Raw genomic sequence first — 26,933 nt, forward strand, 5'->3', positions numbered from 1 at the left:
CGGACACATCAACACCACCTGACCGGAAAAACTCAAGTGTACTCTCCACGGAGAAACTCCATTCCTGTTCCGAAGCAGGAATGGCATCGCAGACACCAGAGATCAGGATACAGGCTGAACCGTCATGTGCGCGCCGCTGGAAAAAGACACGCGGCCTTACGAAAGAGCCGACCCTTAGGGCGGAATTCTACGTCATTGCAATCGCGAACCGCGCCTCTGCCCCGCCCAGGCGTGAGAATGCCCTCTGGCGGCAGGTGAAGACGATGATCTGCTGGTCGCCGGCGACACGGTGAAGGGCGGTGAACATGCGCTCGATCCGGTCGTCGTCGGAATGGATCAGCGCGTCGTCCAGGATCACCGGCACGCTTTGCCCCGTGCGGGCGAAGAGCCGGGCGAAGGCCAGGCGGGTCAGGATCGCGATCTGTTCGGCGGTGCCGCCCGAGAGGATCTCGATATCTTCTTCCTGCCCCTGACGGGTCAGCGCGACGGGCAAGAGGGTGGCGTCGTCCAACCGGATATCGGCCTCGTCATGCAGAAGCGACAGCAGCGGCAGAAGCTCGGCCTTCACCGGCTCGAAATAGGCGTCGCGGGCGGCGTGGCGGGCGGCGGTCAGGGCCTCTTCCAGCTTTTGCAGGGCGGCGGCCTCGCGGGCGTAGCGCGCAGCGCGGGCCTTGGCCGTGTCCAGCTGCCCCTCGATCTCGGCCAGGCGTTCCTCGATCCCGTCCTCGGCGCGCGCGCGGATCAGGCCGTCCAGCCGGTGCACCTGTTCGGACAGGGCGCGCATCCGGTCCGTGGCGGCCTTTACCGCACCGTCGGCCCGGGCCAGTTCCGCGCGCAGGGTGTCCATGTCGGGAGCCTGAGCGGCCAGCGCATCGCGGGCGGCGGTTGCCCTGTCCCGCTTTTCCGTGGCCTGATGCAGTCGCTCTGCCGCTTGCGCCGTCTTCTCGGCATGTTCGGTCTCGGTCCCTAGCGCCGTGCGGGCAGACTCAAGCGCCTCGCGCGCCTGGCCGTGCGCGGTCTGGGCGGCGGACAGGCCCATGTCGGCCCGGGCCAGCGCCTTGCGCGCGGCATCGAGGGTGGCGCGGGCCTCGGTCTCGGCGGCCTCGGCCTCCTCCAGCTGCCGTGCGAGCGCGTCGGGGTCTCCGGCCTCTTCCTCCTGCTCGGCCCCGGCGCTCAGGGTCAGGGCGGCCACGGTTTCGCGCAGCTTGTCCATCCCTTCGGGGGCGAGGCTTGCCAGCAGTTGCGCGGCCTGGGCGGCGGCGGCCTCGGCCTTTTGCCGGGCGGTATGGGCGGTGCGGGCCTCGGCCAGCGTCGTCACGCCGGCCGCCTCCAGCGCCTCGCGCAAGGCGCGCTCTGCCGCCTCGCAGGCCGCGCGGGCGGCCTCGGCGGTGTCGCGGCCGCCGGTGTCGATCTCCAGCGCACCCAATCCGGGCAGATCCAGCCGGGCGCGGTCCTGCAGCGGGCGGGCCGTGCCCTCGGGCAGTTCCTCGCCGTCCAGCGTGATCCGCAGATCGCCGGAGTAGCGGGGCGTGACGGTCACGGCCAGCGCATCCCGGCGGGCCTGCGCCGCGGTCAGCTTGCGGTTGAGATCATCCAGCGTGGCCAGCGTGGTGTCATCAACGCGGGCGGCCTCGACCTGCGCACGCGCCTCGGCCAGGTGCTTGCCCTGCGCCTCGGCCTTCTCCAGCCGCGCCTGCATCTCGCCCAGGCGGTCAGCGGCCATCCGGGCCAGCGCGGCCCGCTGCGCCCGGCCATGGGCGGCGCGCGCCGCCTTGACCCGGGCCTCGGCGCCGCTCACGGCCTGTGCCGCCGTGGCCTCCTCGGCCCCGCGGGCGGCATGGGCCGCCTGCGCTTGACGTTCCGCCTCGGCCGCCGCTGCAACCGCCGCCTGCGCCTCGGCCAGGGCCGCTTCCAACCCCTGCAAGTCCTTTACCTCTGCCGCGGCGGCCGCGTGTTCCAGCCCGGCGATCGTGACCTCGCGTTCCGCGGCCTTCAGCCGGGCGGCATGGGCCTCGGCCGCCTGCATGGCCTCGCGCGCTTCCTTCAGCGCCGCCTCCCGCGCCGCGCGTTCGTCGGGGTCGTCCAGCCGGGCGCGCTCGGCCTCGGCGCGGCGGCGCTCTTCCAGCGCCCCCGACAGTTCCGCGACCTGGGCGGCCAGCGTGTCGCGGGTGGCAGACAGGTGCGCCACCTCGTCCTCGGCGCGTTTCCAGGGGCCGCCGGCCCTGGGCTTGCCGGTCGCGGTGGCGGTCTCGGCCAGTTCCGCCCGGCAGGCGGCCAGCACATGGTCCATCCGCCGCCCGCCGGTCATCAGGTCGATCTCGCCGGCCAGGGTCGACATCAGGTCGCGCCTTGCGGCCAGCGCGGTTTCCCGCTCGCGTTTCTCGGCGGTCGTGGTGCCGTCCGGCTCCAGCGCGGTCACGCCCTGGCGCACCCACAAGAGCCCCGCCGGGCCGCCAAGGCCGCCCCGGATCAGCCGGTCGATCCAGGCCTCGGCCTCGTCCTCCTGCGCCAGCAGGCGGCCGGTCGCGCAATCCGTAACCCTGGCCGATTTCCGCGAGAGCCAGGTCTTTTCCAGCCGGAACCGGCCCTCGCCGGTCTCGATCTCGGCGGTCACGGTGACCGCACCCCCGGAATGCGGGCGCAGCGATTTCACCTCGCGGTTCTGGCTTGCATGGGATTGGAAGAACAGCGCATGCAGCGCGTCGAAGAAGGTGGACTTGCCGCTTTCATTCGGGGCCGAGAACACCGTGATCCCGTCGCCGATGTCGTCGAGCGCGGCGGTCTGCCCGGCAAAGCGGCGGACATTGGTGAGATGCAGAGCGCGGAGTTTCATGCGACCTCCGATGCCAGGGCGTAGAGCCGGGCCAGCGCCGCGGCGGCGATCTCGCGATCTTCTTCCGACAGCGCGGGGCTCTGCGCCTCTTCCCACAGCGCCTCGGCCGCGCGGCGCAGGGCGCCGGCCCGGTCGATCTCGTCGAGATCCGTCACGTCGTGATGGATGGAAAGGCCGCCGAGCTCCGCCTCGAACCAGGCGAAGTCCTCGCGCAGCGCCCGGGCGCCGGTTTCCAGCAGGGTGCGTTCGGCCAGGGTCAGCCGCCCCTGGGGGTGCAGGCGGAACAGCGTTCTGCGCCGAGCCTCGGGCGGCGGCAGCAGCCCGGCCAACCGCGCCTCGACATCCTCGCCGGGCAACAGGTCCGGGCGCGTGGTCACCCACGCATAATCCCCGGTCGCAACCGGCATCACCTCTGGCGCGGCGCCCGGACCCGCCAGCGTCACGGCCAGCGCCGTGGCGGGCGCGTCATGCTTGAAGCTGTCGGCCTCGGGCGTGCCGGAATACCAGCTCCGCGCGCCGATCGGCATCTGCCCGTGCCAGTCGCCAAGCCCGAGGTACTCCAGCCCCGAGCGCGCGGCCCGGTCGGGCGGGATCAGGGCGGCATCGCCCTCCTCGCTGAACTCGGTCACCGCGCCATGGGCAAGGCCGATGCGCAGGGCCCCCTCGGGCGTGGCCTGGTCCAGCACGCTGGTCAGGTCGCGCCCGGGCCGCCGCGCGGTGCACGGCGCGGGCAGGATCGCGGCGGGGCCGATCCCGATCGGCGTGGGGTCGAGGGCCAGGCGCACATTATCCGGCTGCGCCTCGGCCACCCGCCGCCACAGGTCCAGCGCGGCCAGCGAGTCGTGGTTGCCCGGCAGGATCACCCAGGTCAGATCGCTGGCCTCGGCCATCGCCTGCAGCGCGTGGCGGATCGTGGCGGGTGCCGGGGTTTCCGCGTCGAACGTGTCGCCGGCCAGCAGGATCACCCCCGCGCCATGGGCCCGCGCGGCCCCGGCCAGCCGCCCCAGCGCCGCGTACCGCGCCGCGCGCAACAGTGCCGGCAGGTCGCCGTCGAACCGCCCGAACGGCTTGCCCAGGTGCAGGTCGGAACTGTGGATGAAGCGGAACACGCGTCGAACTCCTTTACAAACCCTGCCGCACACACCCGGCCAACGCAATACAAGCCCAGGCGGTTTGCGGGATGCGCGACTCGCCCAATAACAAGTCTGATCCTTGCCTAAAGCCTGACGGTGTCAAACCCTGTCATGGGCACCGCCGTAACGTCATTCTTCCAGGACCGGCCCGGTCGCAGGCGCAACCGCCCCTGCCTCACGGAAAGGCCGGGAAATCCGACCGGCGGTGCCTGTCCACCAGCGCGCGCAGAGCCTCGGGTTCCAGCACCTCGACCCCGTCGCCCCATTGATAGAGGTGCCAGGCCATTTCCAGCCAGCCGCAGGCCTGGAACCGCACGGTCAGCGATCCGTCCGGCTCCTCGGTCAAGTCCTGATCGGGGTGGAAAACGAATTCCCGCGCCACCGGGGCGGCCGACGGGGCGAAGCGCCACGCGACGGGGCCGTATTCGTCTGCGGCATGGTAAGAGCCGAAGGCGCGGGCGGCGTGGGCCTCCAGGTTGAAGGCAGGATCGCGGGCAAAGGACTGTGCCATCAGCAGCGCGCCCTGCATCCGGTCCAGCCGGAAATGCCGGAACCGGCCATCGCCGCCCTGTTCCCTTGCGACCAGGTATTGCCGCGTGCCCAGGAGCAGGCCGTAGGGCTCTATCAGGCGGTCGCGCGGGCCGTTGTCGCGGCTGCCCAGATAGGTGATCGTCAACAGGAACGGGGCCTTCAGCGCCTCGGCGATGGTGGCCAGCAGGCGCGGGTCGCTGCGCACGCGCGGCCCGGGGCGCGAGGCGAAGCCATGCGCCTCCAGCACCGCCTCGGCATCCGCCTCGGCCCGGCGCGCATGCGGCCCGGGCATCGCGGCCAGCAGCCGGTCGCGCAGGGATTTCAGGGCCTTCACATCCGTCGCGGCACCCTCGCGCTCGGCCCGGCGTATGCTCATCTCCAGCGCGGCCAGCTCGCTATCGCGGATCCCCTGCGTCAGCATCAGCCGCGCATCCGTGCCCCGGAGCCGCCAGTATTTCCGCCGCATCTCGTCGGTGCTGGTCTCGGTCGCGGGAAACAGATCCTCCAGCGCCTTCGTCATCCGCTGCGCGGTGCGCCGGTCCACGCCGAATTCCTCTTCGATCTCGCTCAGCGCGACGCCCCGGTGCCGGGCTGCGGCCATCTCGGCGAGGCGCAGCAGATCGGAAGCCTTGGCGAAGGACATGACGGCACCGTGACAGGAACTGACGTGGCCAAAGGCTAAGCCCGTTCCCGTGGCCTGTCGATGCGATTCCAACCCTCGTCATGCGTAACGAGTGACCGGGTGAAAGGGGCGACGGGTGTCGGCAGGCCGCACCGGAAACCGTACCCCGGCCCTTCACCCCTGCCCGGCAGTTGCCAGGGCCAACCCGTCCACCACCGCCGTGAAGGCGTCCGACCGGTCGATCCGGGCCGCGGGGCAGACGGCGCGGGCTTCTTCGGCGACCAGCAACATCAGGCTGGAGCCGCCGACCGGCACCACGGCCCCAATCCCGGCCGGGGGCACGCGGGCGAGGACAAGGGTGTCGTAGATCGCGGCGCGCAGCGTCTCGCGGGCCGGGGCGAGGGCGGCGTTCAGCATGCCGGGGGTGACCGGGGTGCTCAGCCCGGGTTCCACGATCCCGAGGTCGATGCAGGCCCCGGGTTCGGCCCCGTTGGCCGCGATCTTGCCGCGCTCGACGGCGAAGGCCAGGTCATGGCCGAGGCGGTGCTCGATCACCGCCGCCAGCCGCTCCAGGGGCACGGGGTCGACCGCATGGCGCAGCAGGTCCGCCACCGCGCGCTCGGTGTCCCGGGAATAGAGGAAGGGGATCATCGCCCAGGTCGAGAGATCGGCGTAAAGCGCCCGGGGCACCGGCAGCAGGCCGTCGCCCAGGGTACGCCGCAACTGCCCGCCAAGGCCCAGCAGGGGCATGACCCGGGCCATCGACAGGGCCTGGTCGAAATCCGTGCCGCCCAGCCGGATCCCGTGGCTGGCGACGATTTCCACCCCCGCCGCACCGGTCCGCACCACCGAGAAATCCGAGGTGCCGCCGCCGATATCGACGATCAGCCGGGTTTCGGCGCGCGGGACATCCCCGCCGGTGGCAAGGGCCGCCGCCTCGGGTTCGGCCAGGAAGGCCACATCGTCGAAGCCCGCGGCACGGTAACAGGCGCGCAGATCGGCCTCGGCCTGGGCATCGCGCGCCGCATCGCCGAAATGGAAATGCACCGGCCGGCCGGACAGAACCCGGGAAAACCGGGTGCCCGCGGCGGCCTCGGCGCGGCTCTTCACCTCGGCCAGCAGCGCGGTGACGATCCCGGCGAGCGCCCGCCGCCGCCCCGCGACCCGGCGCTCTTCATGAAAGAGCGCCGTGCCCAGGACGCTTTTCAACGCGCGCATGTAACGCCCGTCCTCGCCGCCGGTCAGCGCTGCCTCGGCGGCCCGCCCGATCCGCATGGGGCCGCCATCCGAGGGCAGGAACACCGCCGTTGGCAGGGTATCGGCGCCCGCCTCGATCGGCAGGCGGTGGACCTTGCCCTCGACGAGTAGGGCCGCGGCGGAATTCGAGGTGCCGAAATCCAGGGCAAGCGCGGGCGCGGTCATGGGACATGTCCTTGTAAGGGCCGGGAGGGTCGGCTATCTCGCAAAAGAACACCTATGGCGCCATAGAAAATATGGGCGGAATGCCGACATTCGCTGCTCGGACCACGAACGGCGGCAACGCCCGTCCTACGACGCTCGTTATGAACGGCCTGTTCCAATGTATTCAGCAACACGATCGGGTTTCCGGAACACCATCGTACGCATCTTTCCAATTGGCCTTGGGCCTCCACAGGAAAATGAGCCAATGCCAAATTTCAGGCAGCTTGCACCAACGATTATCCCCATGCGCTTGTTTGCAACGCCCAAGCCGGTTTGCATCACAATATTATTGTCCGCTGTTGCCAATCGTTTCCCTTTCCCGTTCCATTTCTGGTCTCGCCACTCAGCTTCAAGATCAGTCAAGAATTCAATGGCTGATGCTTCCAGTAGAGGCGCACCCATATGTACCATATTCGCGTGGAACCAATAAATTCTATCGTTTTCATCGTACCTGCCTAATGCATGAGAATTTTCGGAAACCAGAATGTGCGAATCTGATATTCGCATGTCGAGCTTTTCGATCACAATCCTACCTGGCGGTTCGAGACGAAGGATTAGTGAAAAGACGCCCCTCTTTTTTCGAACTTTTATTCGAGGTCCAACCACCTCCGTATCCCAAGCGCCGACCGCTCCGTTCCATATATTGTCGACTATCTTCAGAGTATCCTTGCCCTCATTGTCAAGAAACGTTGCACATATACCTGCAGTGGTCTCGCCAACGGACGGTGAAACTGAGAAAATTTCTTTCCCATGGTATTTGACGATGGAAGTCACACCGGGATCATACGAGATACCTCCAATTTTCAACTCGGCCTTTCCGTCATGGAAGTCCAGATAGTCAAACGGAGGAGGTACGTCTGCCAAAATAGCCGTCTGTACTTCATCGTATTTCTTCCGTACGTAAGCCTTGGAGAATTGGCCGCGTGTCACCTTTGCGTGGCAAGACGTGCACAAGCAACATATGTCATCTGGATCATGGTGTGTCGCGTTGCTGAAGTCGGGGTCGATGTGTTCATAGTCGTAAATGCCCGCGCGACAAATTACGCAGCCAAATTTGGAGCGTTGACGAATTTCACGTTGGATAGGGTCGGGGATGTCTCTGGAAAGGCCATGTCGGTTTGGCATCGAAACCTACTTTTCAACTGCGGCAGCTACCAACGCTAAGTTATACCCCTCCTATAAAAATCTGCAAGTCTTTCGGGTTAATGGTTCCGTATTGATACGCCCTATCGCACCGCATTAGAAAGTGCTTTCTGTGGGCCGGGTAGCCCGGCTGTACAATGGCACACAGTCGGTCAGCACAACCACGGACAAAAAGGGCTGACCGGCCATCTACCGCGCCTGGTACGAAGGTCCGCTTAGCAGGCCGCTGAAAAAGTCCGACGTCGCTACGCTTGTGCCCAAATGGGGTGATTTTTCGAGCGCTCTCGTCGAGCTGAGGAAAAGTGCTCGGTTCCCGCATCGACGACGTCGACGAGAAATGCTCTTCGAAGTCCTTTTTCAGCGGCCTGTTAAGTGGGAAACTGCAGCTCCTATGTACGCTAGAGGAACCAATGGTGAATTTTCCTATTGGCAGAGGCGCCCCGGGTCACCTACTTCGAAGAAATGGCAAAGCTGACATAGCGTTGTGGAATAGTCGCGAGCATGTGGTGGCAATTGTTGAAGTCAAAAATAACGTTTATCACTCCAGCTGCGAGGAAGATTTACATCGTCTTGCGAATTTTTCTTGTCGCGTTGCAGGCAATCCCATTAGTTCTTTTGCATACTTCCAATCAGCGCGGGGATCGAGTGAAGAAGCTTGTAGCAACTTTTTGGAGCAAGCAATACTCAACTTGAGAGAAATGACTGAGAGAACAGTTCATCAATATCAGCTGCTGACTGAACATCACCACTTCGCATCCAAGCCGGAGCAGTATGATGATGATCTTTTTTATGGTTTTCTCGCACATGCATCTACGTTCTGGCGGGGTGATTAAGTAACGTCTTGCGAGGATCATGGTGCGTGGACAGCACTAGTCAGAAAGAAAGGGACCATAAATGACAGATCTTACCTTTCCTCTCGAACATGAAATCGACCAATTTGCATTGGGCTTTTTTGGTTATGGGGACTTAAGTGCGCCCTTGTGGTTTATCGGTATGGAGGAAGGCGGTGGTCAGAATGCCAAGGACGTTACAAAACGGATCCGAGTCTGGCAAAAAAGGGGAAGTGTGGCTCTAGAAGACCTTGCGGAATATCACGATGAGGTCATGGAAGGTGGCTTCAAGGCGATAGCAAAGCAGAACACTTGGTCAGCGCTTAGTCGCATTCAGCTTGCCTATGATGGAAATGATACCTCTAGCGGCGCGGTGCGTCACCATTGGCGAGAATGTCTTGGAAGATCGGGGTCAGCAACCTGCATTATGGAGCTGAATCCTTTGCCGTCACCTAATATTCGCACATGGAATTACCCGAAATTCACGAGCACTCCATTTTTGCGAAGTCGAATTTCTTATAACGCCCGGTATAGAGCCGCCCGCATAGCTAAGATAAGGAGCTTACTAGAGCAAGCTTCGCCGCAAGCGGTGATCTTCTATGGAAAGAAGTATGAGGAATTTTGGGGTCAAATTGCAGATGTAACGTTTGACAGTGGGAATCTGCATTCGCGAGCTGTTAAGGGCGGCACTAAGTTTGTTTCCATGCATCATCCCAACGCGCGTGTTGCTGGGAAAACGACTGACTACTATATAGATCTTGGCCGAGATTTGGGGGTAGATTATGGTTGATTGTAGGATTGCGCGGCGAACCTATTCCAAGGCTTATAACTCATAGACTGCAAAGGGGAATCGCTTTTGGAGCTGTCGCGCCGCTTGAGGGGGGCTTGCGTCTGAGCTGAGGTTGGATTCTGTGGTGTAGTGCAACCTAATGCAGCCCTTTTGTCGATGCAGATTTTCCTGTCCGCCTTGAAAGACGTCCCTGATCAACGCGTGTCATGACCTTGCCGAATTGCTTGTGGTCGCCCTTGTCTCGGTCCTTTTCGGAGCGAGCTCCTGTGCAGCCGAACTTCGACACTTCGCGCCTGATTTGTGCCCTGCCGGGCAATGCTGAGCTCAATGGAATAAGGGCTTTCCGTGTGTGGAGGGCCAGATTTTGGCCAGAGGTGGAGACTGTCAGATATTTTGTGCTCTGACGTCATTTGTCAGGCCATTGGGAAGCGGTCTTCGAACATGATGGCGAGCTGTGATCTGACAGCGTGCCATTCGCGGACCGAGCGCTTCCACTCGGTTGATGTAGCATTGATTTTGATATCCCAGATCAGCGCCTTGGGCACGATATCGCCGGAAATGGTTATGTCGTCTGCATAGAGGCTTAGTTTACACCCTTTCGCCTTCACCAGCTTCTCGATGCCAAGCCAGATATGGCTGTTGCTGTAGCATGAATTATCCGGGTTAGCCGCTGCCACCACGACACCTGCCCGCCTTTTCAGCTCTCGCTTGCAACGGAGACTATCTCATTATGAATCCAACGCACAGTTGATATGCTGCCGGTTGATAAATCTTGAAACGTATAGGTTGCTCTGGGTGGGCGAACGATGTCTCTAACATCAGCTTCGATAATCATTCCTACGCATGGTCCAAGATTTTGGGGTAGTCGAGCAAAGCCACTTGCCGTAAAGGCCGCCCCATATTTACCTCGATCAGTGGTCTGTTCGTTGCAAGCAGTAAGATCACCATTGTTTCTCGTCGGGTCAGCACATCCAGCAACCAAAAAAGCCAAAAAGGCGGAAGAAATCGTTTTCATCATGGTAGTCACAGCCCGTCTTATCCGGAATTCCCCAAGTGGCATGCCGTCTTATCGGATATGCGTTCCAGGGTGTTGATTCGACATTTCCCAAGTGACGTGCCTTCTGACTTGGAATATTGCTTTGTCTGCGTTTCGTCGCGTGGCAATTCATTTCGCAGTTTTTTCCATGTGTCCTTGTGCTTTGAAGGCGAAAACCTCGCGCTAGCAATAGGTTGTGTGATCCGCGCCGTGCGCGCCGGGATCGGAGAAGGTCCGAACCGAGCGCGGCGCGCACGAACGTCAGAAATGCGGCTCAGAAGAGCGTTCCTGACGGCCCTTGGCTTGCGTGATCGCCGCCTCGAGATCGGCGATCGACCGGGCCGGGCCGGTGCCGTTCGGGCTGTCGGAATCGGGGCATGTGTCATCAAGTGCGGGCGTGAGACTGCCCCGGACGGACAACAGGGCATCGCGGATTTCGGTCAGGCGCGTCAGAGCAAGATCGAGCGCCAACATCAGCACGCCGCTGACCAGAAGAGGCAACACGAAAACCAAAGGGCCGGAGGCATTAATGCCCGCCGCCCAGAGGCAGAATAGACCGGCTGTGCCGAAGCATGCCCAGGCGAACCATTTCACAATCAGCATAACTGTCTCCTTCTTAATCGACATTTCCCCGCGCTTCGCCCGCCAACATACGCAAATGGCCCGGAAGGAACCGCACCTTCACTTAGCAGGCTGCTGAAAAAGTCGCGTCCGATTACTTTCGGTGTCTGGGTACCCCAATAACAGACGCTCTCGTCGCGCTCGTTGATTGCGAACGTGGAAAGGCACGACCAACTGGACGACACATGTGTGTTGACGACATTTTTCAGCAGCCTGTTAAGAGGGCCTCCACCCCCATGACCCACAGCCTTCCGGAGACACAACATGCCGATGCCCATGTCCTTCAATCCCCGCGCCCCGCTGCTTGAAGCCATCGCCGAGCTGCGCGCCACGCAGGACCCTCTGGCCCTCCTGCAGGCAAGAACGCCGCCCCTGGCCACCCTGGCTCTCCTGCTGCCGGACTATCGGGATAGGCAACTCACGCCCGGACGGGAGAGCGATCGCGTGAGCGGCGACCACCTTCTGGAGGCGTTCCTCGATTACATGGAACGCCTGAGCACGGAACCGCCAGGTGACGAGGATCTGCGCGATGCGCCCCTTCTCGAGAACTGGTGCGCCGGGCTGATGGACCCTTTCCCCCGGCTGTTCGGCCAGGTCACGGGGCACCCGCGCCTGCGCTTGAACGCCCGGATCTTCACCTCCCCCTATTGCCAGCTTCGCCCGGAGAAGGGCTGGGCACGCACCTGGAGCCGGTTCTACCGGCTTGGGCAATACGACCGTGGCGTCCTCGATGGGCTGAAACGGGACGGGGTCATCGGTTCCCACTCCAGGATCATCGAACCCTGGCTCTAGCCTCCGCGCCTCAAGGTTGCGGTCGCGGGGGCCAGCATCAACCGGGCTTCGCGGCGCGAACACGAATATCTGCCACGGCTGCTGCGAGACGGATTGCGGCGATCGATTCTGGGTCTTGCGAGGTCAAGCCGAGGGAAAACACGTTTCGCACCCACGGCTGCGGGATTTCGAATGGAACAGCCTGCAATACGATCATGGCGACATCCCTCTCCTTGGCATGCTGAAAGATCGCTTCGAAATCGTATCCCTCGGGCAGGCTCGAGAGCCCCAACACAAGCGCTGCATCACCTGAGGTGAAGAGATTGGCTGTTCGGCCAATACGACTGCGCCGTTCCTGGATCTGAGGCTTCATGGGAAGTGAAACGTCGACCTTAGGAAAAGCGGACCTGAAAATGCCATCGAGGAAAGGGTCCATGATCGATGGTGCATAAATAAAGAGATCGGGTGCATCACGTATGAGAGCGGCCGCTTCCCTGATGCTCTCGGGTGACAGCCTTCCATGACCTCGCGCTACTTCGGTCGCGGTTTCGAGCTGCCCTTCGAGCTTCTGGATCCGCGACCGCAAGGTGTCATTTTCGGACGCATCCTGCTGTTTTGCGGCCTGCCAGCCATCTTCCCAGACTTGGGTAAGCAGGCCTTCCAGCCTCTTTTGAAACTTCTTCGGCGGGCCACTTTCCTGAGCCGAGGTCTGCTCGTCCGCGCTATCATCTGGTGAGATGGAAGGAGCCGCCTGATCCGGGGCGGGGACGGCTTTCTTCCTCGCTTCCCACGCCACTTGGCGTGGGCTCTTCATCTCGGGACGCGTCTGGAGCGCTGCATCATACCTTTTCTTGAGGTCGACATAAGGGACCGCATTGGCCGCAGTGGCATCTGCGAGGGCGCGCAGGCCGGCATCGGGATCGAGGCGATACAGGCGCTCGGCAATTTCAACCGAAGATATCCGAGGGGGGGTGGAGGAGCCCACATCCAGCGTCTCTGGCGCATGCTGATTCAGAAAGGCCGCGGCCCTGCGTATCTTGTGCATGTGTCCGATCGATACTGGCGCATCGAGTTCATCAAGTCGTTCGCGCAACATGTCGATCCAGCTCTTGCCGGCAGGAGCGGTACGGGACAGCGCTTCGAGTTCGAGCAGCACGCGGCCGATCTCGAGCCAGCTATCCGCAGCTTCACGCGACAGCGCATTCAGCTTCTCTTCCGCATCGTCTTGAAGCGTCACTTGGTAACTCCTTCGCGATATGCCTAAATTTTGGACATTACATCGAAGACTGAGCAAGTGCCAGTCGAGGTCCAAAAAACACGGGAAAAAGGGACTAGAGCGCGGCTCTTAGCGTAAGCGACAAGAATTTTGACCCGCCACCTTGATAATTGATCCAATTTATCCAATTTTTAGATCAGTTGTCCAAATCCATGGGACTGTTGCGAGGAATCAATGCGAAAAACAACGATGGTCGCCACTAGCCTCGGCGGCGAGGTGGAGGTTCTAGACTACCCCCCATTTTTCGGCGTCGACCGGCATGCCCCCAACGTGGAGAGCGCCATGAAGCATGTAACCCATTTCCAGCTTGCCACACGCTCGAAGGTGGACCGCGCAACCGCACGCGTCGCGCTCATCAAGGCGGGCGTTCCCGCCACCGGCCCGTTCGCGTCACGCCGGTACAGTCTGGAAGATAGCGTGCAAAACATGTGCCGAAAGCCTTTTCCGGCGTGCGTCTGGAATTTGCGCGTTCAGCACCGCGGAAAATCGTTTCTCATGGGGTGCTTGAGGCTGAACGTTGGCACCGTTCGGGAACATTTCGAAATGTATCGCGCCATTCTGGCTAAAGCCATTTACGCGGGAGATCAGGAAATTATCGCTGACCATACAGCTTTCTTGCTGGCCACGCGGAAAGGAGTGGAGGACTGAGTGATGCAGCGCCTCGCCGTCCGCGACACCACCGCTGCAAAAATGCTGGACATGCCGCCGACGCAATTTCGGCGGCTAGTCGCAGATGGTGCGCTGCCGCCGCCCACGCGAATCGCAGGCTTGGAGCGCTGGCGAGTGGATCAATTGCAGGCCATCTTGTCCGGAGAGGCCGCAAAGCCGAATGAGGATTTTGAGTTATGAGGCCGCCCAAACCCCGCATCACTAAGCCCCGCCTTGTCTGGCGCTGGACCGGAAAAGCCTGGACGCCGTTCCACCGCATCACATGGACCGAATCTGGCAAGCGCAGGGCGCACGAAATCAAGCTGGATTGGCGGGGCGACCCCGAACGGCTCGACGAACTCTATTGGGCCGCACAGAGCGGCCAGCACGACCGGCAGAAGAGCCCCGCGTGCTATAGCTGGGGCGAGTGCATTCTGGCGTGGCGCAAAGACCCGACTGTCCAAGGGAGACTGGCCGCCAAGACAAAGGCCGATTACTGGCGCGTCATGGATGAGATCTGCGAAAAAAACGCCGGCAAGGATATGCGCAAGACCTCGCGGGCGGCCGTCCGCGCCGCTGTGGGCAAGCTGTCCGACACCCCGCGCAAGGCCGCGCGCTATGCGCAGACGGTCTCGATCCTATGGAATTACGCCCGCCGGGAACTGGATTGGCCGTTGGGCGAGAATCCAGCGGCCGGGTTAGCGAAATACAAGCCCGCCAAGCCCTATGACCCATGGCCCGCATGGATGGTCAAGGCCCTCGATACCGCGCCGGAGCGGGTGCAGACCGCCGCGCGGCTCATCCTTGGCACCGGCCAGCGCCCGAACGCGGCCATCACCATGCGGCGCGACCAATTCCGGGGCGAGTGGATGGCCGTCAGGGACGAAAAGGGCGACCAGGAACTCGAGGTTTACTGCCCGCCCGCGCTCCGCGCCTACGTCGAAGCCCTACCCGCCCGCGGCGTCCATGTCCTCCCGAAGAACCTGACTGAGCCGCAGGGATACCATGCGATCGAGCGGGCCTTTCGGGCGTGGCGGCAATCGCTGGGCGAGCGCGCATCTCCCTACAGCCTGCACGGCTTGCGCAAGCTGGCGATCATTGAGCTGGCCGAGGCCGGGGCAAGCGACGCAGAGATCCAAGCCGTCACGGGGCAGTCGGCCCAGATGGTCGCTTACTACCGGACCAAGGCCAGCAAAAAGCGCCTCAGCCGATCCGCCCAAGAGCGCCGGGGTAGAACGTGAACAGAACAGGAATGTGTGAATAGGGTGTGTGAATGACTGCACCGTGGCATAATATCTGCTGGGCGCAATACGGAAAAAGTCGTTGCGATTTCAAGCTGGTGCCCGAGGGGGGACTCGAACCCCCACGCCTTGCGGCGGCGGATTTTGAATCCGCTGCGTCTACCATTCCGCCACTCGGGCCAGCGTGCAGGGGGTCTAGCGCGCCGATCCGGCAGGGTCAATTCAGAAGACGAGCCGCACCAGCCCCAGCGACAGCACAGGGAAGGCCAGCAACAGCCCGACCCGGACCAGGTCCGACGCCACGAAGGGCAGAACCCCGCGATAGGTGCGCCCGACGGGAATGTCAGGGGCCAGTCCGTTCAGGATGAACAGGTTCAGGCCCACCGGCGGGGTAATCAGCCCCACCTCGACCGCGATCAGGGCGAGAATGCCGAACCAGATCGCCACTTCCTCGGGCGACAGGCCCAGATCAAGCCCCAGCACGATGGGAAAGAAGACCGGGATCGTCAGCAGGATCATGCTGAGGCTGTCCATGATGCAGCCGAACACCAGATAGGTCAGCAGCATCGCGGCCAGCACCCAGTAGGGGCCGATGCCCAGCCCCTGCACCCAGTCGGCCAGCGCCTGCGGGGTCTGGGTCAGCGCCAGGAACGCGCCAAAAATCTGCGCCCCCAAGAGGATGAAGAAGATCATCGCCGTGGTCGCCGCCGTTTCCCGCAGCGCCGCCCCGAACCCGCGCCATGTCAGGCCACCGCCCAGCACACCGTACAGCCCGGTCGCCAGCGCCCCGACCGCCGCGCCCTCGGTCGGGGTGAAAAGCGCCTGAACGCCGGCCTTGCTCCAGTCCCAATCGGCGGCGATCCCGCCCATCACCAGCGCAAAGATCGCCACCACGGGCCAGACCGCGACCAGCCCGCGCAGCCGCCGCGCCAGGGGCACGCGCGGCGCTGTCCCCGCCGCGCCCGGCACCAAGCGGGCATAAAGCGCGACGGTCAGCATATAGCCCCCCGCGGCCAACAGGCCGGGCACCAGGGCGGCCACGAACATCTTGGCGATGTTCTGCTGGGTCAGCACCGCGTAGATCACCAGGATCACCGAGGGCGGGATCAGGATGCCCAACGTGCCACCCGCCGCCAGAACGCCGGTCGCCAGCGCGTCGGAATAGCCGCGCTGCCGCATCTCGGGCAGCGCCACCTTGCCCATGGTCGAGGCGGTGGCCAGCGACGACCCGCTGATCGCCCCGAACCCGGCGCAGGCGCCCACGGCCGCCATCGCCAGCCCGCCGCGCCGGTGCCCCAACCAGTCGGCCGCGGTGGAAAACAGCGCCGCACTCATCCCGGAACGCGCCGCGAACTGCCCCATCAGCAGGAACAGCGGCACCACCGACAGCGAATAGCTGGCAAAGGTGTCGTAGGACAGCGTCTTGAGCTGGCTCAGGGTGGCCGCCGGGCTGCCCAGCACCGCCCAGCTGCCGGCAAAGCCCGCCGCCCCCATGGCCACGGCCACCGGCATCCGCAGGAAGATCGCACCCAGCATCAGCCCAAAGACGACAAGCGCCAGCGTCGTGCCGGTCATGGCGTGCCCTCCGCACCGGCCAGCGCCCAGTTCAGGCTGCGCCAAACGGTGTAAAGCGCCACCAACGCAAAGCCGCCCGCCCCGATCACCGCCAGGCCAAAGGGAATCCAGACCGGCAATTGCAGCTCATAGGTGGTTTCGGCAAAGAACGGTTTGTAGCCCATGCCCAAGGCATCGCGCAGCCCCTGCGATCCGTAGGGAAACTTTTCGCCAAAGCCCAGCCACAGCCGCCACATGATAACCCAGGCCGCGATGGCCACCGCAGCATCGCCCAGAAAACCCAGCACCGCCTGCACCCGCCGCCCCAGCCGCGCCGCCAGGATGTCGACAGAGACATGCCCGCGCTTCAACTGGCACCACGGCAGAAAGAAGAACACGGCCACCGCTGTTCCGGCCTCCACCAGTTCGAAATCGCCGGTCACGGGCGCCAGCCCCGGCACCGCGCGCCCCGTGACCGAGGCGACGGTCACGCAGGCGATCGCGATCAGGATCGTGCCCCCGAACAGCGCCATGGCCCCGGCGACCGCCGTGGCGATCCGGCCTGCGGCGGCCTCTGCCCGTGGTGCCAATGCCATGCTGCGTCCCCTTCCCCGATACCGTGGCATGTAGCGCGCGGCCCGCCCCTGTCGCAACCGCTTTGCATCTGTCCCCTTGACCGCCCGCCCGCCGCGTGCTGCAAGCAGCGCAGCAACGGAGGACGCGATGATCCGCAGGCTTTATGACTGGACATTGTCGCTGGCCGACAGCCGAAACGCGCTGTGGGCGCTGTTCATTGTGGCCTTCGTCGAAAGCTCTGTCTTTCCGATCCCCCCCGATGTGCTGATGATCCCGATGATCCTGGCCCGCCCCTCGCGCGCCTGGCTGATCGCGGGCGTCGCGCTGGCGGGCTCGGTGCTGGGGGGGCTGCTGGGGTATTACATCGGCTGGGGCCTGTTCGAGAGCGTGGGCCGCCCGGTGCTGGAGTTCTACGGCAAGGACGCCTATTTCGACGACTTCTCGCAACGCTACAACGACTATGGCGCGTGGGCCGTGCTGATCGCGGGCATCACCCCCTTCCCCTACAAGGTCATCACGATCCTGTCGGGCAGCACCGGGTTGAACCTGGGCGTCTTCATGGTGGCCAGCGTCATCGCTCGCGGCCTGCGCTTCTTCATCGTGGCGGCGCTGCTGTGGAAATTCGGCGCCCCGATCCGCACCTTTATCGAGCGGTATCTGGGATGGCTCTTTGCCGCCTTCGTGGTGCTGCTGATCGGGGGCTTTTACGCGGTGAGGTACCTATGATCGTTTCACGCGACGGGCTGATCGCACTGGCCGGGCTGGGCTCGGCCGCAGTCCTGGCAGCCGGTTTCAGCTTTCAGTATCTCGGCGGGCTTGCCCCGTGCGAGCTGTGCCTGTGGCAGCGATGGCCCCATGCGGGGGCGGTGCTGCTGATGGTCGGGGCGCTGCTGCTGGGCGGGCGGATGCTGCCCCTGGCCGGCCTGGTGACGATGATCGGATCGGCCGGGCTGGGCGCCTATCACACCGGGGTAGAACGGCACTGGTGGGCCGGCCCGGATTCCTGTACCGCGGGCGCGGGGCTGTCGGGCCTCAGCGGGGCGGACCTGCTGAACCCGGCACTGGCCACCCCCGTCGTGTTGTGCGACGAGGTCGTGTGGCAGATGTTCGGCCTGTCCATGGCCAGCTACAATTTCCTGATCTCGCTGGCGCTGGCGGTTCTGTGGGCCGCGGCCCTGGCCAGCGGCCGGGCCGACCGCTGGGGCTGGAACGGCTAGTGTAGGGTCAACTCGCCCACGACGTTACGCCATTCGCCCGGCGCGATCATCTTGCGATGGGTAAACCGGACCGAGTGCAACGGCCCCTCTATCTGGTCCTGCCAGAACTCGATGAATTCGAACAGCCGCGGATGATCCGGCGCTAGGTCGTAGTCCTGCCAGATAAAGCTGTTCAGCACGTTCCGGTAATCGGGCATGCGGTAGTAGAATTCGGCCGTGGTCAGGCCATAGCCTTTCAGCATCAGCTCGGTCTCGGAATGGCGCACCTTTCGTTCCCTCCTGTGGTTGACAGGAAAAGGATGCCCCATCCGCCTTGGTTTTCAATGAAAACAATATGTTGGCACTCATCTGGCGGGGCTGCCACACTCTGCGCCGATGCCGAGTTGCACCCCATATGAAGGTTCTGATAAAGTAGGCTCAACAAGATATAGCGCAGCCGGGAAAGGGCGCAGACAACGTGACCGACACACCGGAACCTCCTGAAAACAAAGACGAAAACGGCGCAGCGCGCCCCGGGCACGACGGCCCCACCATCGCGATCGAGCAGGAGATGCAGACCTCCTATCTCGATTACGCGATGAGCGTCATCGTCAGCCGCGCGATCCCGGATCTGCGCGACGGCCTGAAACCTGTGCACCGCAGAATCCTCTATGCGATGCACGAGACGGGCAATACCCACGACAAGCCCTACCGCAAATCGGCCCGCCCGGTGGGCGACGTGATGGGGAAATACCACCCCCACGGCGATTCCGCGATCTATGACGCGCTGGTGCGGATGGCGCAGGATTTCTCCATGTCGCTGCCGCTGCTGGACGGTCAGGGCAATTTCGGTTCGATGGACGGGGACAGCCCCGCGGCCATGCGCTATACTGAGGTGCGCATGGACAAGCCGGCGCAGGCGCTGCTGGCCGATATCGACAAGGACACGGTCGATTTCCAGGACAACTATGACGGCAAGGATCTGGAGCCCACGGTCCTGCCCGCGCGTTTTCCCAACATGCTGGTCAACGGCGCCGAGGGCATCGCGGTGGGCATGGCCACCCGCATCCCGCCCCACAACCTCGGCGAGGTGATCGACGCCACGCTGGCGCTGATCGCGGACCCGGACCTCAGTACCGAACGGCTGATGGAATATGTCCCTGCCCCGGATTTCCCCACCGGCGGGCTTATCCTGGGCCGCTCGGGCGCGCGCAAGGCCTATCTGGAGGGGCGCGGCAGCGTTATCATCCGCTCCAAGACCCGGATCGAGGAGATCCGCAAGGATCGCTACGCCATCGTCATCGACGAGATCCCCTATCAGGTGAACAAGGCCACGATGATCGAACGGATCGCCGAGGCCGCCCGCGACAAGAAGATCGAGGGCATCGCCCATGTGCAGGATGAATCCGACCGCGTCGGCGTCCGCGTGGTGGTGGAACTGAAACGCGACGCCACGCCCGACGTGGTGCTGAACCAACTGTTCCGCTTTACGCCGATGCAGACCTCCTTCGGCTGCAACATGCTGGCGCTGAACGGTGGGCGGCCCGAACAGTTGACGCTGCGCGGCTTTCTGACGGCCTTTGTCGATTTCCGCGAAGAGGTTGTCGCCCGGCGCACCGCGTTCGAACTGCGCAAGGCACGCGAGCGCAGCCATATCCTGTGCGGCCTCGCCGTGGCGGTATCCAACGTGGACGAGGTCGTGGCAACGATCCGGGCGTCAACCGATGCCGCCGAAGCCCGCGAAAAGCTGATGACGCGCCGCTGGCCTGCCGGCGACATCGCCGATTACATCCGGCTGATCGACGATCCCACCCACACCATGAACGAGGACGGCACCTACAACCTGTCCGAAACCCAGGCCCGCGCCATCCTGGATCTGCGCCTGCAACGCCTGACGCAACTTGGCGTCAAGGAAGTTACGGACGAGCTGGAGGCCCTGGCCGCCAAGATCAAGGACTACCTGAACATCCTGGGATCGCGTGCGCGCATCATGGATATCATCAGCGATGAGTTGCGCGAGATCCGCGACCAGTTCGCCGTGCCCCGCCGCACCGAGATCGCCGATTGGTCCGGCGACATGGAAGACGAGGACCTGATCGAGCGCGAAGACATGGTCGTGACGATCACCCAGTCCGGCTATATCAAGCGCACGCCGCTGGCCGAGTATCGCGCGCAGCGCCGCGGCGGCAAGGGCCTGTCGGGCATGCAGACCAAGGAAGAGGATGTCGTCACCACCCTCTTCGTGGCCAACACGCATACGCCGCTGTTGGTCTTCACCACCGAAGGCATGGTCTACAAGCTGAAGACATGGCGCCTGCCCCAGGGCGGGCGCACCTCCAAGGGCAAGGCGATGGTTAACATCCTGCCGATCCCCTCGGGCGTGTCCATCGCCGCGATCATGCCCGTCGACCGCCCCGAAGAGGAATGGGACGACCTGCAAATCGTCTTTGCCACCTCGGCCGGGACCGTGCGCCGCAACCGGCTGTCGGACTTCACCAACGTCATGCGCAACGGCAAGATCGCGATGAAGTTCGAGGACGAGCATGCCGGCACGCAACTGATAAATGCGCGCATCTGTTCCGAGGACGACGACGTGATGCTGGTCACCGCGATGGGCCGCGCGATCCGCTTTCCGACGACGGATGTGCGCGTGTTCAACAGCCGCAGTTCCGTGGGCGTGCGGGGGATCAAGCTGTTGCGCGATGACCGCGTCGTCTCGATGTCGGTGATCCGCCATTTCGACGCCAGTTCCGAGGAACGGACCGCCTATCTGAAGCAGCGCCGACTGATGGCCGGCCTGACCGAGGAAGAGGAAACCGACGAGGACGAAGAGGCCGTCGCGGGGGGGCAGCTTTCGCCCGAACGCTATGCGGAAATGTCGGCGGCAGAGGATCTGATCCTGACGATCACCTCCAAGGGGGCGGGCAAGCTGTCCTCCAGCCATGACTACCCCGTGCGCGGGCGTGGCGGCCAGGGCGTGCAGGCCGTCGACAAGGGTCTGCGGGGCGGCCCGCTGGTGGCCTGCTTCCCGGTCGAGATCGACGACCAGATCATGCTGGCGACCTCGACCGGCCAGTCGATCCGTTGCCCGGTCGGCGATATTTCCTTCCGCTCGCGCAGCGCGGGCGGCGTCAAGGTGTTCAACACCGGCGCCGGCGAAGAGGTGGTCTCGGTCGCCTGGATCGCCGAACAGGGCGAGGAAGAGGAATGACCCGCCTGGCCCAGTGGCTGGACCCCTATGTGACCCTGCTGGGCCGTGTTCTGCTGGCGGCACTGTTCCTGCTGGCCAGCCTGTCCAACGCGCCCGACCTGGCGGGGTTCGGTGAAAAGCTGGCCGGCGAAGGCACCTCTGCCATGCTGGCCGGGCCGGTCTTTTACCTGCAACTCTTCGGCGGGCTTGCGATGGTGCTGGGCCTGTGGACCCGGCCCGTCGCGCTGGCGCTGGCCGCCTTTTGCATTGGCTCGGCGTTGATTTCCTATGCCGATCTGGACGCCCCCACCGACATGGTGATGCTGCTGAAGAACATCGCCCTGACCGGTGGGTTCCTTTACGTCTTTGCGCACGGGGCCGGGGCAATCTCGCTGGATGCGCGTTTTCAGGGATAGCCCCTTTCCCCCGGCACCGATCCGGCCTAAGTCGCGCCCATGACAGACAGAACGCTTCATATCGTCGGCGGTGGACTGGCCGGGTCCGAGGCCGCCTGGCAGGCCGCCCAGGCCGGGCTGAACGTGGTGATCCACGAGATGCGGCCCAAGGTCGGCACCTTTGCCCACCAGACGGGCAAGCTGGCCGAAATGGTCTGCTCCAACTCCTTCCGTTCGGACGACAGCGAACAGAACGCGGTGGGCCTGCTGCATTGGGAAATGCGGGCCGCTGGTGGGCTGATCATGGAAATGGCCGATGCGTACCGCCTGCCGGCAGGCGGCGCGCTGGCTGTAGATCGCGAAGGCTTTTCCCAGGGGGTGACGGACCGGCTGCGACAGCACCCGAATATCAGCGTAGAAACCTCTGAAATCACGTCCCTTCCCGAGGATGGCCATTGGATTATCGCCACCGGCCCGCTGACCTCTGACGCCCTCGGCGCTGCGATCCGGGCCGAAACGGGCAGCCAGGCACTGGCCTTTTTCGACGCCATCGCGCCCATCGTTCATGCCGACAGCGTGGACCTGTCCAAGGCGTGGTTCCAGTCGCGCTATGACAAGGGCGACACCGAGGCCGAGCGCACCGCCTACCTGAACTGTCCGATGGATCGCGACCAGTACGAGGCCTTCATCGACGCGCTGCTGGCCGCGGAAAAGACCGAATTTCACGAGGGCGAAACCGCCGGTTATTTCGACGGGTGCCTGCCGATTGAGGTGATGGCCGAACGGGGCCGCGAAACCCTGCGCCACGGGCCGATGAAACCCGTGGGTCTGACCAACCCGCATGCCCCGGATGTAAAGCCCTATGCCGTGGTGCAGCTGCGCCGGGACAACAAGCTGGGCACGCTCTACAACATCGTGGGCTTTCAGACCAAGATGAAGTACGGCGCGCAAAAGTCTGTTTTCACGATGATTCCAGGGCTGGAAAACGCGCGCTTTGCCCGGCTGGGCGGCATTCACCGCAACACCTTCCTGAATTCGCCGACCTTGCTGGACGATCAGCTGCGCCTGCGTGCCAAGCCCCATATCCGCTTTGCCGGGCAGATCACCGGCGTCGAAGGATACGTCGAAAGCGCCGCGATGGGCCTGTTGGCCGGGCGGCTGGCCGCTGCCCAGATCATGGGGAAACCCCTGCCCGCCGTGCCCGACACCACCGCCACGGGCGCGCTGGTCACCCACATCACCGGCGGCGCCGAGGCCAAGACCTTTCAGCCGATGAACGTCAATTTCGGCCTCTTCCCACCGGTGACCGGCCTGAAGGGCGGGCGGCGCGGGCGGCGCGACCGCTACAAGGCCTATACCGACCGGGCCAAAGCGGATTGGGCCGCATGGCTGGACGCGGAGGCGAGCGGCCTTTAGGCTCTGCCCCATGGCACAGACAACCTATCTGGACGACGTTTATGACATCGCCGAACGCGATGGCCTTGAAACCCTGTATGCGAAATGGGCGGGCAGCTACGACGACGAGCTGACGGAAAACGGCTACATCACCCCCGCCCGTGTCGCCCGCGCCATGGCCGCGACCGGATGCAAGGGGCCGGTGCTGGATATCGGCTGCGGCACGGGCCTGTCGGGCGCGGCCCTGCGCGCCGCCGGTTTCGCCCAGATCGACGGCGCCGACATATCCGCCCCAATGCTGGAAGAGGCCCGCAAGAAGGGGCTTTATCGCGATCTGCTGGTCACCGATCCCGATGCGCCGCTGCCGGTAACGCCCGGCGATTACCCCACCATTGCCGCGATCGGCGTGGTCACCACGGGCGCGGCCCCGGCGGAATTTCTGGAAGACCTGGCCGCCGCCTTGGCCCCTGGCGGCCACCTGGCATTTTCCTTTAACGATCATGCGCTTGAGGATGAAAGTTACTCTGCGGCACTGGATCGTTTGCTGGCCTCGGACTTCACGCTGGTTTTCCGGGAATACGGCCCGCATTTCCATCAGCGCGACATGGGGTCCGCCGTCTATGTGATTGAAAAAATGTGATCTACCGCACACGGTTCGCGCCATCCCCAACCGGCCCGCTGCATCTGGGCCATGCATTTTCGGCCCTGACGGCCCATGATCGCGCGGTGGCCCGTGGCGGCAGATTTCTGCTGCGGATCGAGGATATCGACACCGCCCGCGCCCGCCCGGAATGGGAAGCACAGATTTACGACGATCTGGCCTGGCTGGGACTGGACTGGCCGCGCCCCGCTCTGCGCCAGTCGCAGCGCCTGCCGGTCTATGCAGGCGCTTTGGACAGGCTGACGACGATGGGGCTGACCTATCCGTGCCGCTGCCGCCGGGGCGATATCCGCGCGACCCTGTCCGCACCGCAAGCAGGCGCCCCGGTGCAGGGGCCCGATGGTCTGATCTATCCCGGCACCTGCCGCGGGCGGCCCATGGCCGAGGCCGGGCCAGGGGACGCGATCCGCCTGGACATGGCGCGCGCCGTGGCCGTCCTGCCCGCTTTGCCCGCCTTTACCGAAACGGGCGCGCTGCATGGGGGCGTCCACCGCCTGGACCCGCAGGCGCTGATAACCGGCGTGGGCGACGTGGTGCTGGCCCGGCGCGATATCGGCACGTCCTACCACGTGGCGGTGGTCGTGGACGATGCGCATCAGGGCATCACTGAGGTCGTGCGCGGCGCCGATCTGTTCGAGGCAACGCAGATCCACGTCCTGTTGCAAACGCTTTTGGCCCTGCCCGTGCCAGAGTATCACCACCACCGGCTGATTACCGACGAAACCGGCAAACGGCTGGCCAAGCGCGACGACGCCCGTGCCATCGCCGCCTACCGGGCCGAGGGGGCCAGCCCGGCCGATATCCGCGCGCTGGTGGGGCTTTGACCGAAAAACCCTCCCCAGGAGTCTTGCGGCTAAAGAGCTTTTGGGAAAGGCTTCAGATCACGCCATCGGCTTCATGATTTCCACCTCTTCGCCGTCGCGAAGGGCGGTATAGAAACAGCTGCGCCGGTTGGTGTGGCAGGCCGGGCCTTCCTGATCGACGACGACCAGCAGGCAATCGCGGTCGCAATCGATCCGCATCTCGACCAGGGTCTGCACGTGACCGCTGCTCTCGCCTTTTACCCAGAAACTCTGGCGCGAGCGCGACCAATAGGTGACCCGGCCCGTTTCCAGCGTGCGGGCCACGGCCTCGGCGTTCATCCAGGCCATCATCAGCACGGCACCGTCGCGATCCTGGGCAATCGCGGGGATCAGGCCGGCCTCGTTGTATCTCAGGGTAGCAGGGTCGAAGGGCATCGCTCTCTCCTTTGAAAACCGGCACGCCGGGGTTATCTAAACCGCACGCGGAAAGAAGGGAACGCCATGAGCGCCGAGACCGACCTGATCAAGCTCTATTCGCAACGCATTCTCGCGCTGGCGGCCGATATTCCGCATCTGGAACGGCTGGAGTCCCCGATGGCCACCGTGCGCAAGCGCGCGCCGCTTTGCGGATCGACCGTGACGGTGGACATGGACGTGGCGGACGGGCGCGTTGCGCGCTTCGGCCAGGACGTGAAGGCCTGCGCCCTGGGCCAGGCGGCGGCGGCGGTGGTGGGGTCGGCGATCCTGGGACGGACCCGCGAAGAGGTTGCCCGCGCCCGCGACCAGATGCGCGCCATGCTGAAAGAGGGCGGCCCCGCCCCCGAGGCCCCGTTCGACGGGCTGGAGGTGCTGATGCCCGCGCGCGAGTACAAGAACCGGCATGGCTCTATCCTGCTGTCGCTGGAGGCGGCGGTAGAGGCGTTCGACGCGGCGAGCGCAGGCTAAGTCACTCAGGGCAGGCCGGCAGCGCGCAGAAACCCCGCCACCGCCTGGGTATAGGCGCCGGGCAAACCCAGATCGCGGTTGATCTCTGCGTGGGTCATGTCCACCCGCAGCACAGAGGCGTTTCCCCCCAGCGTTTCGACCTTGGCCGCGAAACGCGCCGCCTCGGGGCATGGCCTGGGCCGCCGGGATGAGCAGACCAGCAAGACCGGGCCAGCCCGCGGGGTCAGTTGGGCATAGGGGGACACCGCCCGCCAATAGGACGGGGTCTGCCCGAATGCCACCCGGTGCAGCCGCAAGGGATGGCCGCGCATCACCCGTTCGACATCCAGCGCGGCGCTGTCCAGCGCGACCGTCGCACGCCAGGGCTGCGCCCCCTCGGCCAGGGCGATACCGGGATCGGCGGCCAGCAGCGCGGCAAGATGCGCCCCGGCCGAATGCCCCATCAATGCGATCGATCCCGGATCGCCGCCCCAATCCGCCGCCTGGCGTTGCACCAGCGCCAGCGCACGGGCCACATCCCGCGCCTGTGCATCCGGCGCGGCATCCGGCAACAGCCTGTAATTGACAGAGACCACCACATATCCCCGCGCGCCCCAAAAACTGCGCTTGTTTCCAACAACGCCCAGGCTGGTCTTGTCGCCAAAGCGCCACGCGCCGCCATGAACCATCACCAGAACCGGGGCATGAACAGCGGATTCGGGCAGGTAGACATCCATGCGCTGGCGCGGATCGGGGCCATAGGGAATGTCACGCAGAACCCGATCGGCCCGTGCGGGAACGGGCGCGGCAAGCGCGAGAAGCAGCAACAGGGCGGGGCGCAGGGGGATCATCGGCGGACTCCGGGTTGTCCCCCTTTCCACGGATCGGCGCGCCACCTCCGTCGCAGAAAAACCGCCGCGCGCCCGAAAAGGGCGGCGGCGGCAAGTTATGCGCCTGTGCCGCGCCCGGCGAGGCAAGCCGGGAAACCGCCGGGGATTGGCGGCGCGGACTGGGCACAGGCGGCAGGCAGAAACCGGTTCAGATCAGCGCAGGCAGGTGCAGGCCCGCAATCAACAGCACCATCAGCGATGTCGCGCCAAGCGCATCCTGCCACAGGGTGGCTTGGCAACGGGTCAGGGCCGACTTGAGTTCGCGCAGCATGGGAACACTCCGTGTTGATGCTCTTGTTACCTCTTTGTTCTCATTTTTGGCACCACGTGTAAAGAACTTTTTAAGAACATTTGAGAACAAAGGGGGGCTGACAGTACCAACGGGCCGTCTTACGGCGCAGACAACGCGCCCC

General features: G+C 64.3%; 29 protein-coding genes and 1 tRNA gene. 14 read left to right on the plus strand and 16 right to left on the minus strand.

Going from position 1 to position 26,933, the window contains the following annotated elements; all coding sequences use genetic code 11:
* Window positions 1–187: 187 nt before the first annotated feature.
* The 5 genes from EV656_RS03480 to EV656_RS03500 form a co-directional block, all read right to left on the minus strand.
* Complete coding sequence (locus tag EV656_RS03480; RefSeq protein ID WP_132599528.1) at window positions 188–2,833, minus strand: AAA family ATPase; 2,646 nt, start codon at window positions 2,831–2,833, stop codon at window positions 188–190.
* The gene (locus EV656_RS03485; RefSeq protein ID WP_132599530.1) at window positions 2,830–3,942 is read right to left on the minus strand and encodes a metallophosphoesterase family protein; all 1,113 of its coding nucleotides are present in this window, start codon (window positions 3,940–3,942) and stop codon (window positions 2,830–2,832) included. Before EV656_RS03485 ends, EV656_RS03480 begins: the two co-directional genes overlap by 4 nt.
* Before the next feature lie 199 nt (window positions 3,943–4,141).
* Window positions 4,142–5,140 (minus strand): helix-turn-helix transcriptional regulator, encoded by a 999-nt coding sequence (locus EV656_RS03490; protein WP_132599532.1) that lies wholly within the window; start codon window positions 5,138–5,140, stop codon window positions 4,142–4,144.
* 153 nt (window positions 5,141–5,293) lie between these two features.
* Entirely contained in the window at window positions 5,294–6,541 is a 1,248-nt protein-coding gene (locus tag EV656_RS03495) for an Hsp70 family protein (protein ID WP_132599534.1), read from the minus strand.
* A gap of 138 nt (window positions 6,542–6,679) precedes the next feature.
* Complete coding sequence (locus tag EV656_RS03500) at window positions 6,680–7,510, minus strand: hypothetical protein (protein WP_132599536.1); 831 nt, start codon at window positions 7,508–7,510, stop codon at window positions 6,680–6,682.
* Between the two features lie 719 nt (window positions 7,511–8,229).
* Here EV656_RS03500 and EV656_RS03505 point away from each other — a divergent pair.
* Window positions 8,230–8,556 (plus strand): hypothetical protein, encoded by a 327-nt coding sequence (locus tag EV656_RS03505; RefSeq protein WP_132599538.1) that lies wholly within the window; start codon window positions 8,230–8,232, stop codon window positions 8,554–8,556.
* Window positions 8,557–8,617: 61 nt separating this feature from the next.
* Window positions 8,618–9,343 (plus strand): hypothetical protein, encoded by a 726-nt coding sequence (locus EV656_RS03510; RefSeq protein WP_132599540.1) that lies wholly within the window; start codon window positions 8,618–8,620, stop codon window positions 9,341–9,343.
* A 413-nt stretch (window positions 9,344–9,756) separates the two neighbouring features.
* Here the strand turns inward: EV656_RS03510 and EV656_RS03515 are convergent, their stop codons facing one another.
* The 3 genes from EV656_RS03515 to EV656_RS03525 form a co-directional block, all read right to left on the minus strand.
* The gene (locus tag EV656_RS03515; protein WP_132599542.1) at window positions 9,757–10,020 is read right to left on the minus strand and encodes a hypothetical protein; all 264 of its coding nucleotides are present in this window, start codon (window positions 10,018–10,020) and stop codon (window positions 9,757–9,759) included.
* 20 nt (window positions 10,021–10,040) lie between these two features.
* Window positions 10,041–10,361 (minus strand): hypothetical protein, encoded by a 321-nt coding sequence (locus tag EV656_RS03520; RefSeq protein ID WP_132599544.1) that lies wholly within the window; start codon window positions 10,359–10,361, stop codon window positions 10,041–10,043.
* A gap of 279 nt (window positions 10,362–10,640) precedes the next feature.
* Window positions 10,641–10,982, minus strand: a complete 342-nt coding sequence (locus EV656_RS03525) for a hypothetical protein (protein ID WP_132599546.1) — start codon at window positions 10,980–10,982, stop codon at window positions 10,641–10,643.
* A 282-nt stretch (window positions 10,983–11,264) separates the two neighbouring features.
* On the opposite strand from EV656_RS03525, the gene EV656_RS03530 reads away from it, so the two are divergent.
* Window positions 11,265–11,792, plus strand: a complete 528-nt coding sequence (locus EV656_RS03530; RefSeq protein ID WP_165918929.1) for a DUF6634 family protein — start codon at window positions 11,265–11,267, stop codon at window positions 11,790–11,792.
* Window positions 11,793–11,829: 37 nt separating this feature from the next.
* Here the strand turns inward: EV656_RS03530 and EV656_RS03535 are convergent, their stop codons facing one another.
* Window positions 11,830–13,008 carry a hypothetical protein gene (locus EV656_RS03535; protein ID WP_132599550.1) on the minus strand — a complete coding sequence of 393 codons (1,179 nt, stop codon included), beginning with the start codon at window positions 13,006–13,008 and terminating at the stop codon, window positions 11,830–11,832.
* Between the two features lie 228 nt (window positions 13,009–13,236).
* Here EV656_RS03535 and EV656_RS03540 point away from each other — a divergent pair, with 228 nt between their 5' ends.
* From EV656_RS03540 to EV656_RS03550, 3 genes are read left to right on the plus strand one after another with little or no spacing between them, the layout of a single operon-like run.
* Window positions 13,237–13,695, plus strand: a complete 459-nt coding sequence (locus EV656_RS03540) for a hypothetical protein (RefSeq protein WP_132599552.1) — start codon at window positions 13,237–13,239, stop codon at window positions 13,693–13,695.
* Window positions 13,696–13,698: 3 nt separating this feature from the next.
* Entirely contained in the window at window positions 13,699–13,896 is a 198-nt protein-coding gene (locus EV656_RS03545; RefSeq protein ID WP_132599554.1) for a hypothetical protein, read from the plus strand.
* Complete coding sequence (locus EV656_RS03550; protein ID WP_132599556.1) at window positions 13,893–14,936, plus strand: tyrosine-type recombinase/integrase; 1,044 nt, start codon at window positions 13,893–13,895, stop codon at window positions 14,934–14,936. The genes EV656_RS03545 and EV656_RS03550 overlap by 4 nt, the downstream gene beginning before the upstream one ends.
* A gap of 96 nt (window positions 14,937–15,032) precedes the next feature.
* Here EV656_RS03550 and EV656_RS03555 read toward each other — a convergent pair.
* The 3 genes from EV656_RS03555 to EV656_RS03565 form a co-directional block, all read right to left on the minus strand.
* Window positions 15,033–15,116 (minus strand) — tRNA-Leu (locus tag EV656_RS03555).
* A 42-nt stretch (window positions 15,117–15,158) separates the two neighbouring features.
* Window positions 15,159–16,511 carry a TRAP transporter large permease gene (locus EV656_RS03560; RefSeq protein WP_132599558.1) on the minus strand — a complete coding sequence of 451 codons (1,353 nt, stop codon included), beginning with the start codon at window positions 16,509–16,511 and terminating at the stop codon, window positions 15,159–15,161.
* Window positions 16,508–17,086: a TRAP transporter small permease gene (locus EV656_RS03565; RefSeq protein ID WP_165918930.1), complete on the minus strand. Its 579-nt coding sequence runs from the start codon at window positions 17,084–17,086 to the stop codon at window positions 16,508–16,510. Before EV656_RS03565 ends, EV656_RS03560 begins: the two co-directional genes overlap by 4 nt.
* A 127-nt stretch (window positions 17,087–17,213) precedes the next feature.
* Between EV656_RS03565 and EV656_RS03570 the strand changes: the two genes are divergently transcribed.
* Entirely contained in the window at window positions 17,214–17,792 is a 579-nt protein-coding gene (locus EV656_RS03570; protein WP_132599562.1) for a YqaA family protein, read from the plus strand.
* Window positions 17,789–18,283: a disulfide bond formation protein B gene (locus tag EV656_RS03575; protein WP_132599564.1), complete on the plus strand. Its 495-nt coding sequence runs from the start codon at window positions 17,789–17,791 to the stop codon at window positions 18,281–18,283. The genes EV656_RS03570 and EV656_RS03575 overlap by 4 nt, the downstream gene beginning before the upstream one ends.
* On the opposite strand, the gene EV656_RS03580 is transcribed toward EV656_RS03575, so the two are convergent.
* A complete protein-coding gene (locus tag EV656_RS03580; RefSeq protein ID WP_132599566.1) occupies window positions 18,280–18,549 on the minus strand; it encodes an usg protein in 270 nt (89 codons plus the stop codon). The genes EV656_RS03575 and EV656_RS03580 overlap by 4 nt on opposite strands.
* A gap of 191 nt (window positions 18,550–18,740) precedes the next feature.
* Here EV656_RS03580 and gyrA point away from each other — a divergent pair, with 191 nt between their 5' ends.
* From gyrA to gluQRS, 5 genes are read left to right on the plus strand one after another with little or no spacing between them, the layout of a single operon-like run.
* Window positions 18,741–21,473, plus strand: coding sequence for a DNA gyrase subunit A (gyrA, locus tag EV656_RS03585; protein ID WP_132599568.1), 2,733 nt, complete (start codon window positions 18,741–18,743; stop codon window positions 21,471–21,473).
* The gene (locus EV656_RS03590) at window positions 21,470–21,868 is read left to right on the plus strand and encodes a DoxX family protein (protein WP_132599570.1); all 399 of its coding nucleotides are present in this window, start codon (window positions 21,470–21,472) and stop codon (window positions 21,866–21,868) included. Before gyrA ends, EV656_RS03590 begins: the two co-directional genes overlap by 4 nt.
* A gap of 39 nt (window positions 21,869–21,907) precedes the next feature.
* On the plus strand, window positions 21,908–23,263 hold the full coding sequence (gene trmFO, locus EV656_RS03595) for a methylenetetrahydrofolate--tRNA-(uracil(54)-C(5))-methyltransferase (FADH(2)-oxidizing) TrmFO (RefSeq protein ID WP_132599572.1): 1,356 nt from the start codon (window positions 21,908–21,910) through the stop codon (window positions 23,261–23,263).
* Window positions 23,264–23,273: 10 nt separating this feature from the next.
* On the plus strand, window positions 23,274–23,882 hold the full coding sequence (locus tag EV656_RS03600) for a class I SAM-dependent DNA methyltransferase (protein ID WP_132599574.1): 609 nt from the start codon (window positions 23,274–23,276) through the stop codon (window positions 23,880–23,882).
* The gene (gene gluQRS / locus EV656_RS03605) at window positions 23,879–24,727 is read left to right on the plus strand and encodes a tRNA glutamyl-Q(34) synthetase GluQRS (RefSeq protein WP_132599576.1); all 849 of its coding nucleotides are present in this window, start codon (window positions 23,879–23,881) and stop codon (window positions 24,725–24,727) included. Before EV656_RS03600 ends, gluQRS begins: the two co-directional genes overlap by 4 nt.
* Before the next feature lie 57 nt (window positions 24,728–24,784).
* Here gluQRS and hisI read toward each other — a convergent pair whose 3' ends face one another.
* Window positions 24,785–25,141 (minus strand): phosphoribosyl-AMP cyclohydrolase, encoded by a 357-nt coding sequence (gene hisI / locus EV656_RS03610; RefSeq protein WP_132599578.1) that lies wholly within the window; start codon window positions 25,139–25,141, stop codon window positions 24,785–24,787.
* A gap of 66 nt (window positions 25,142–25,207) precedes the next feature.
* Here hisI and EV656_RS03615 point away from each other — a divergent pair, with 66 nt between their 5' ends.
* On the plus strand, window positions 25,208–25,651 hold the full coding sequence (locus tag EV656_RS03615; RefSeq protein WP_132599580.1) for an iron-sulfur cluster assembly scaffold protein: 444 nt from the start codon (window positions 25,208–25,210) through the stop codon (window positions 25,649–25,651).
* Between the two features lie 5 nt (window positions 25,652–25,656).
* Here EV656_RS03615 and EV656_RS03620 read toward each other — a convergent pair whose 3' ends face one another.
* On the minus strand, window positions 25,657–26,481 hold the full coding sequence (locus tag EV656_RS03620) for an alpha/beta hydrolase (RefSeq protein WP_132599582.1): 825 nt from the start codon (window positions 26,479–26,481) through the stop codon (window positions 25,657–25,659).
* A 187-nt stretch (window positions 26,482–26,668) separates the two neighbouring features.
* Window positions 26,669–26,791 (minus strand): hypothetical protein, encoded by a 123-nt coding sequence (locus EV656_RS16880; protein WP_274610554.1) that lies wholly within the window; start codon window positions 26,789–26,791, stop codon window positions 26,669–26,671.
* Between the last annotated feature and the right edge of the window lie 142 nt (window positions 26,792–26,933).

The organism is Rhodovulum adriaticum, from assembly GCF_004345735.1.
GTDB classification, from domain to species: domain Bacteria; phylum Pseudomonadota; class Alphaproteobacteria; order Rhodobacterales; family Rhodobacteraceae; genus Rhodovulum; species Rhodovulum adriaticum.

Excerpts from the sequence above, each read along its gene's own strand:
- EV656_RS03480 (WP_132599528.1), bottom strand. The coding sequence starts at position 2,833 with ATGAAACTCCGCGCTCTGCATCTCACCAATGTCCGCCGCTTTGCCGGG.
- EV656_RS03490 (WP_132599532.1), bottom strand. The coding sequence starts at position 5,140 with ATGTCCTTCGCCAAGGCTTCCGATCTGCTGCGCCTCGCCGAGATGGCC.
- EV656_RS03495 (WP_132599534.1), bottom strand. The coding sequence starts at position 6,541 with ATGACCGCGCCCGCGCTTGCCCTGGATTTCGGCACCTCGAATTCCGCC.
- EV656_RS03510 (WP_132599540.1), top strand. The coding sequence starts at position 8,618 with ATGACAGATCTTACCTTTCCTCTCGAACATGAAATCGACCAATTTGCA.
- EV656_RS03520 (WP_132599544.1), bottom strand. The coding sequence starts at position 10,361 with ATGATGAAAACGATTTCTTCCGCCTTTTTGGCTTTTTTGGTTGCTGGA.
- EV656_RS03525 (WP_132599546.1), bottom strand. The coding sequence starts at position 10,982 with ATGCTGATTGTGAAATGGTTCGCCTGGGCATGCTTCGGCACAGCCGGT.
- EV656_RS03530 (WP_165918929.1), top strand. The coding sequence starts at position 11,265 with ATGCCGATGCCCATGTCCTTCAATCCCCGCGCCCCGCTGCTTGAAGCC.
- EV656_RS03540 (WP_132599552.1), top strand. The coding sequence starts at position 13,237 with ATGGTCGCCACTAGCCTCGGCGGCGAGGTGGAGGTTCTAGACTACCCC.
- EV656_RS03545 (WP_132599554.1), top strand. The coding sequence starts at position 13,699 with ATGCAGCGCCTCGCCGTCCGCGACACCACCGCTGCAAAAATGCTGGAC.
- EV656_RS03550 (WP_132599556.1), top strand. The coding sequence starts at position 13,893 with ATGAGGCCGCCCAAACCCCGCATCACTAAGCCCCGCCTTGTCTGGCGC.
- EV656_RS03560 (WP_132599558.1), bottom strand. The coding sequence starts at position 16,511 with ATGACCGGCACGACGCTGGCGCTTGTCGTCTTTGGGCTGATGCTGGGT.
- EV656_RS03565 (WP_165918930.1), bottom strand. The coding sequence starts at position 17,086 with ATGGCATTGGCACCACGGGCAGAGGCCGCCGCAGGCCGGATCGCCACG.
- EV656_RS03570 (WP_132599562.1), top strand. The coding sequence starts at position 17,214 with ATGATCCGCAGGCTTTATGACTGGACATTGTCGCTGGCCGACAGCCGA.
- EV656_RS03575 (WP_132599564.1), top strand. The coding sequence starts at position 17,789 with ATGATCGTTTCACGCGACGGGCTGATCGCACTGGCCGGGCTGGGCTCG.
- EV656_RS03590 (WP_132599570.1), top strand. The coding sequence starts at position 21,470 with ATGACCCGCCTGGCCCAGTGGCTGGACCCCTATGTGACCCTGCTGGGC.
- trmFO (WP_132599572.1), top strand. The coding sequence starts at position 21,908 with ATGACAGACAGAACGCTTCATATCGTCGGCGGTGGACTGGCCGGGTCC.
- EV656_RS03600 (WP_132599574.1), top strand. The coding sequence starts at position 23,274 with ATGGCACAGACAACCTATCTGGACGACGTTTATGACATCGCCGAACGC.
- hisI (WP_132599578.1), bottom strand. The coding sequence starts at position 25,141 with ATGCCCTTCGACCCTGCTACCCTGAGATACAACGAGGCCGGCCTGATC.
- EV656_RS03615 (WP_132599580.1), top strand. The coding sequence starts at position 25,208 with ATGAGCGCCGAGACCGACCTGATCAAGCTCTATTCGCAACGCATTCTC.
- EV656_RS03620 (WP_132599582.1), bottom strand. The coding sequence starts at position 26,481 with ATGATCCCCCTGCGCCCCGCCCTGTTGCTGCTTCTCGCGCTTGCCGCG.
- EV656_RS16880 (WP_274610554.1), bottom strand. The coding sequence starts at position 26,791 with ATGCTGCGCGAACTCAAGTCGGCCCTGACCCGTTGCCAAGCCACCCTG.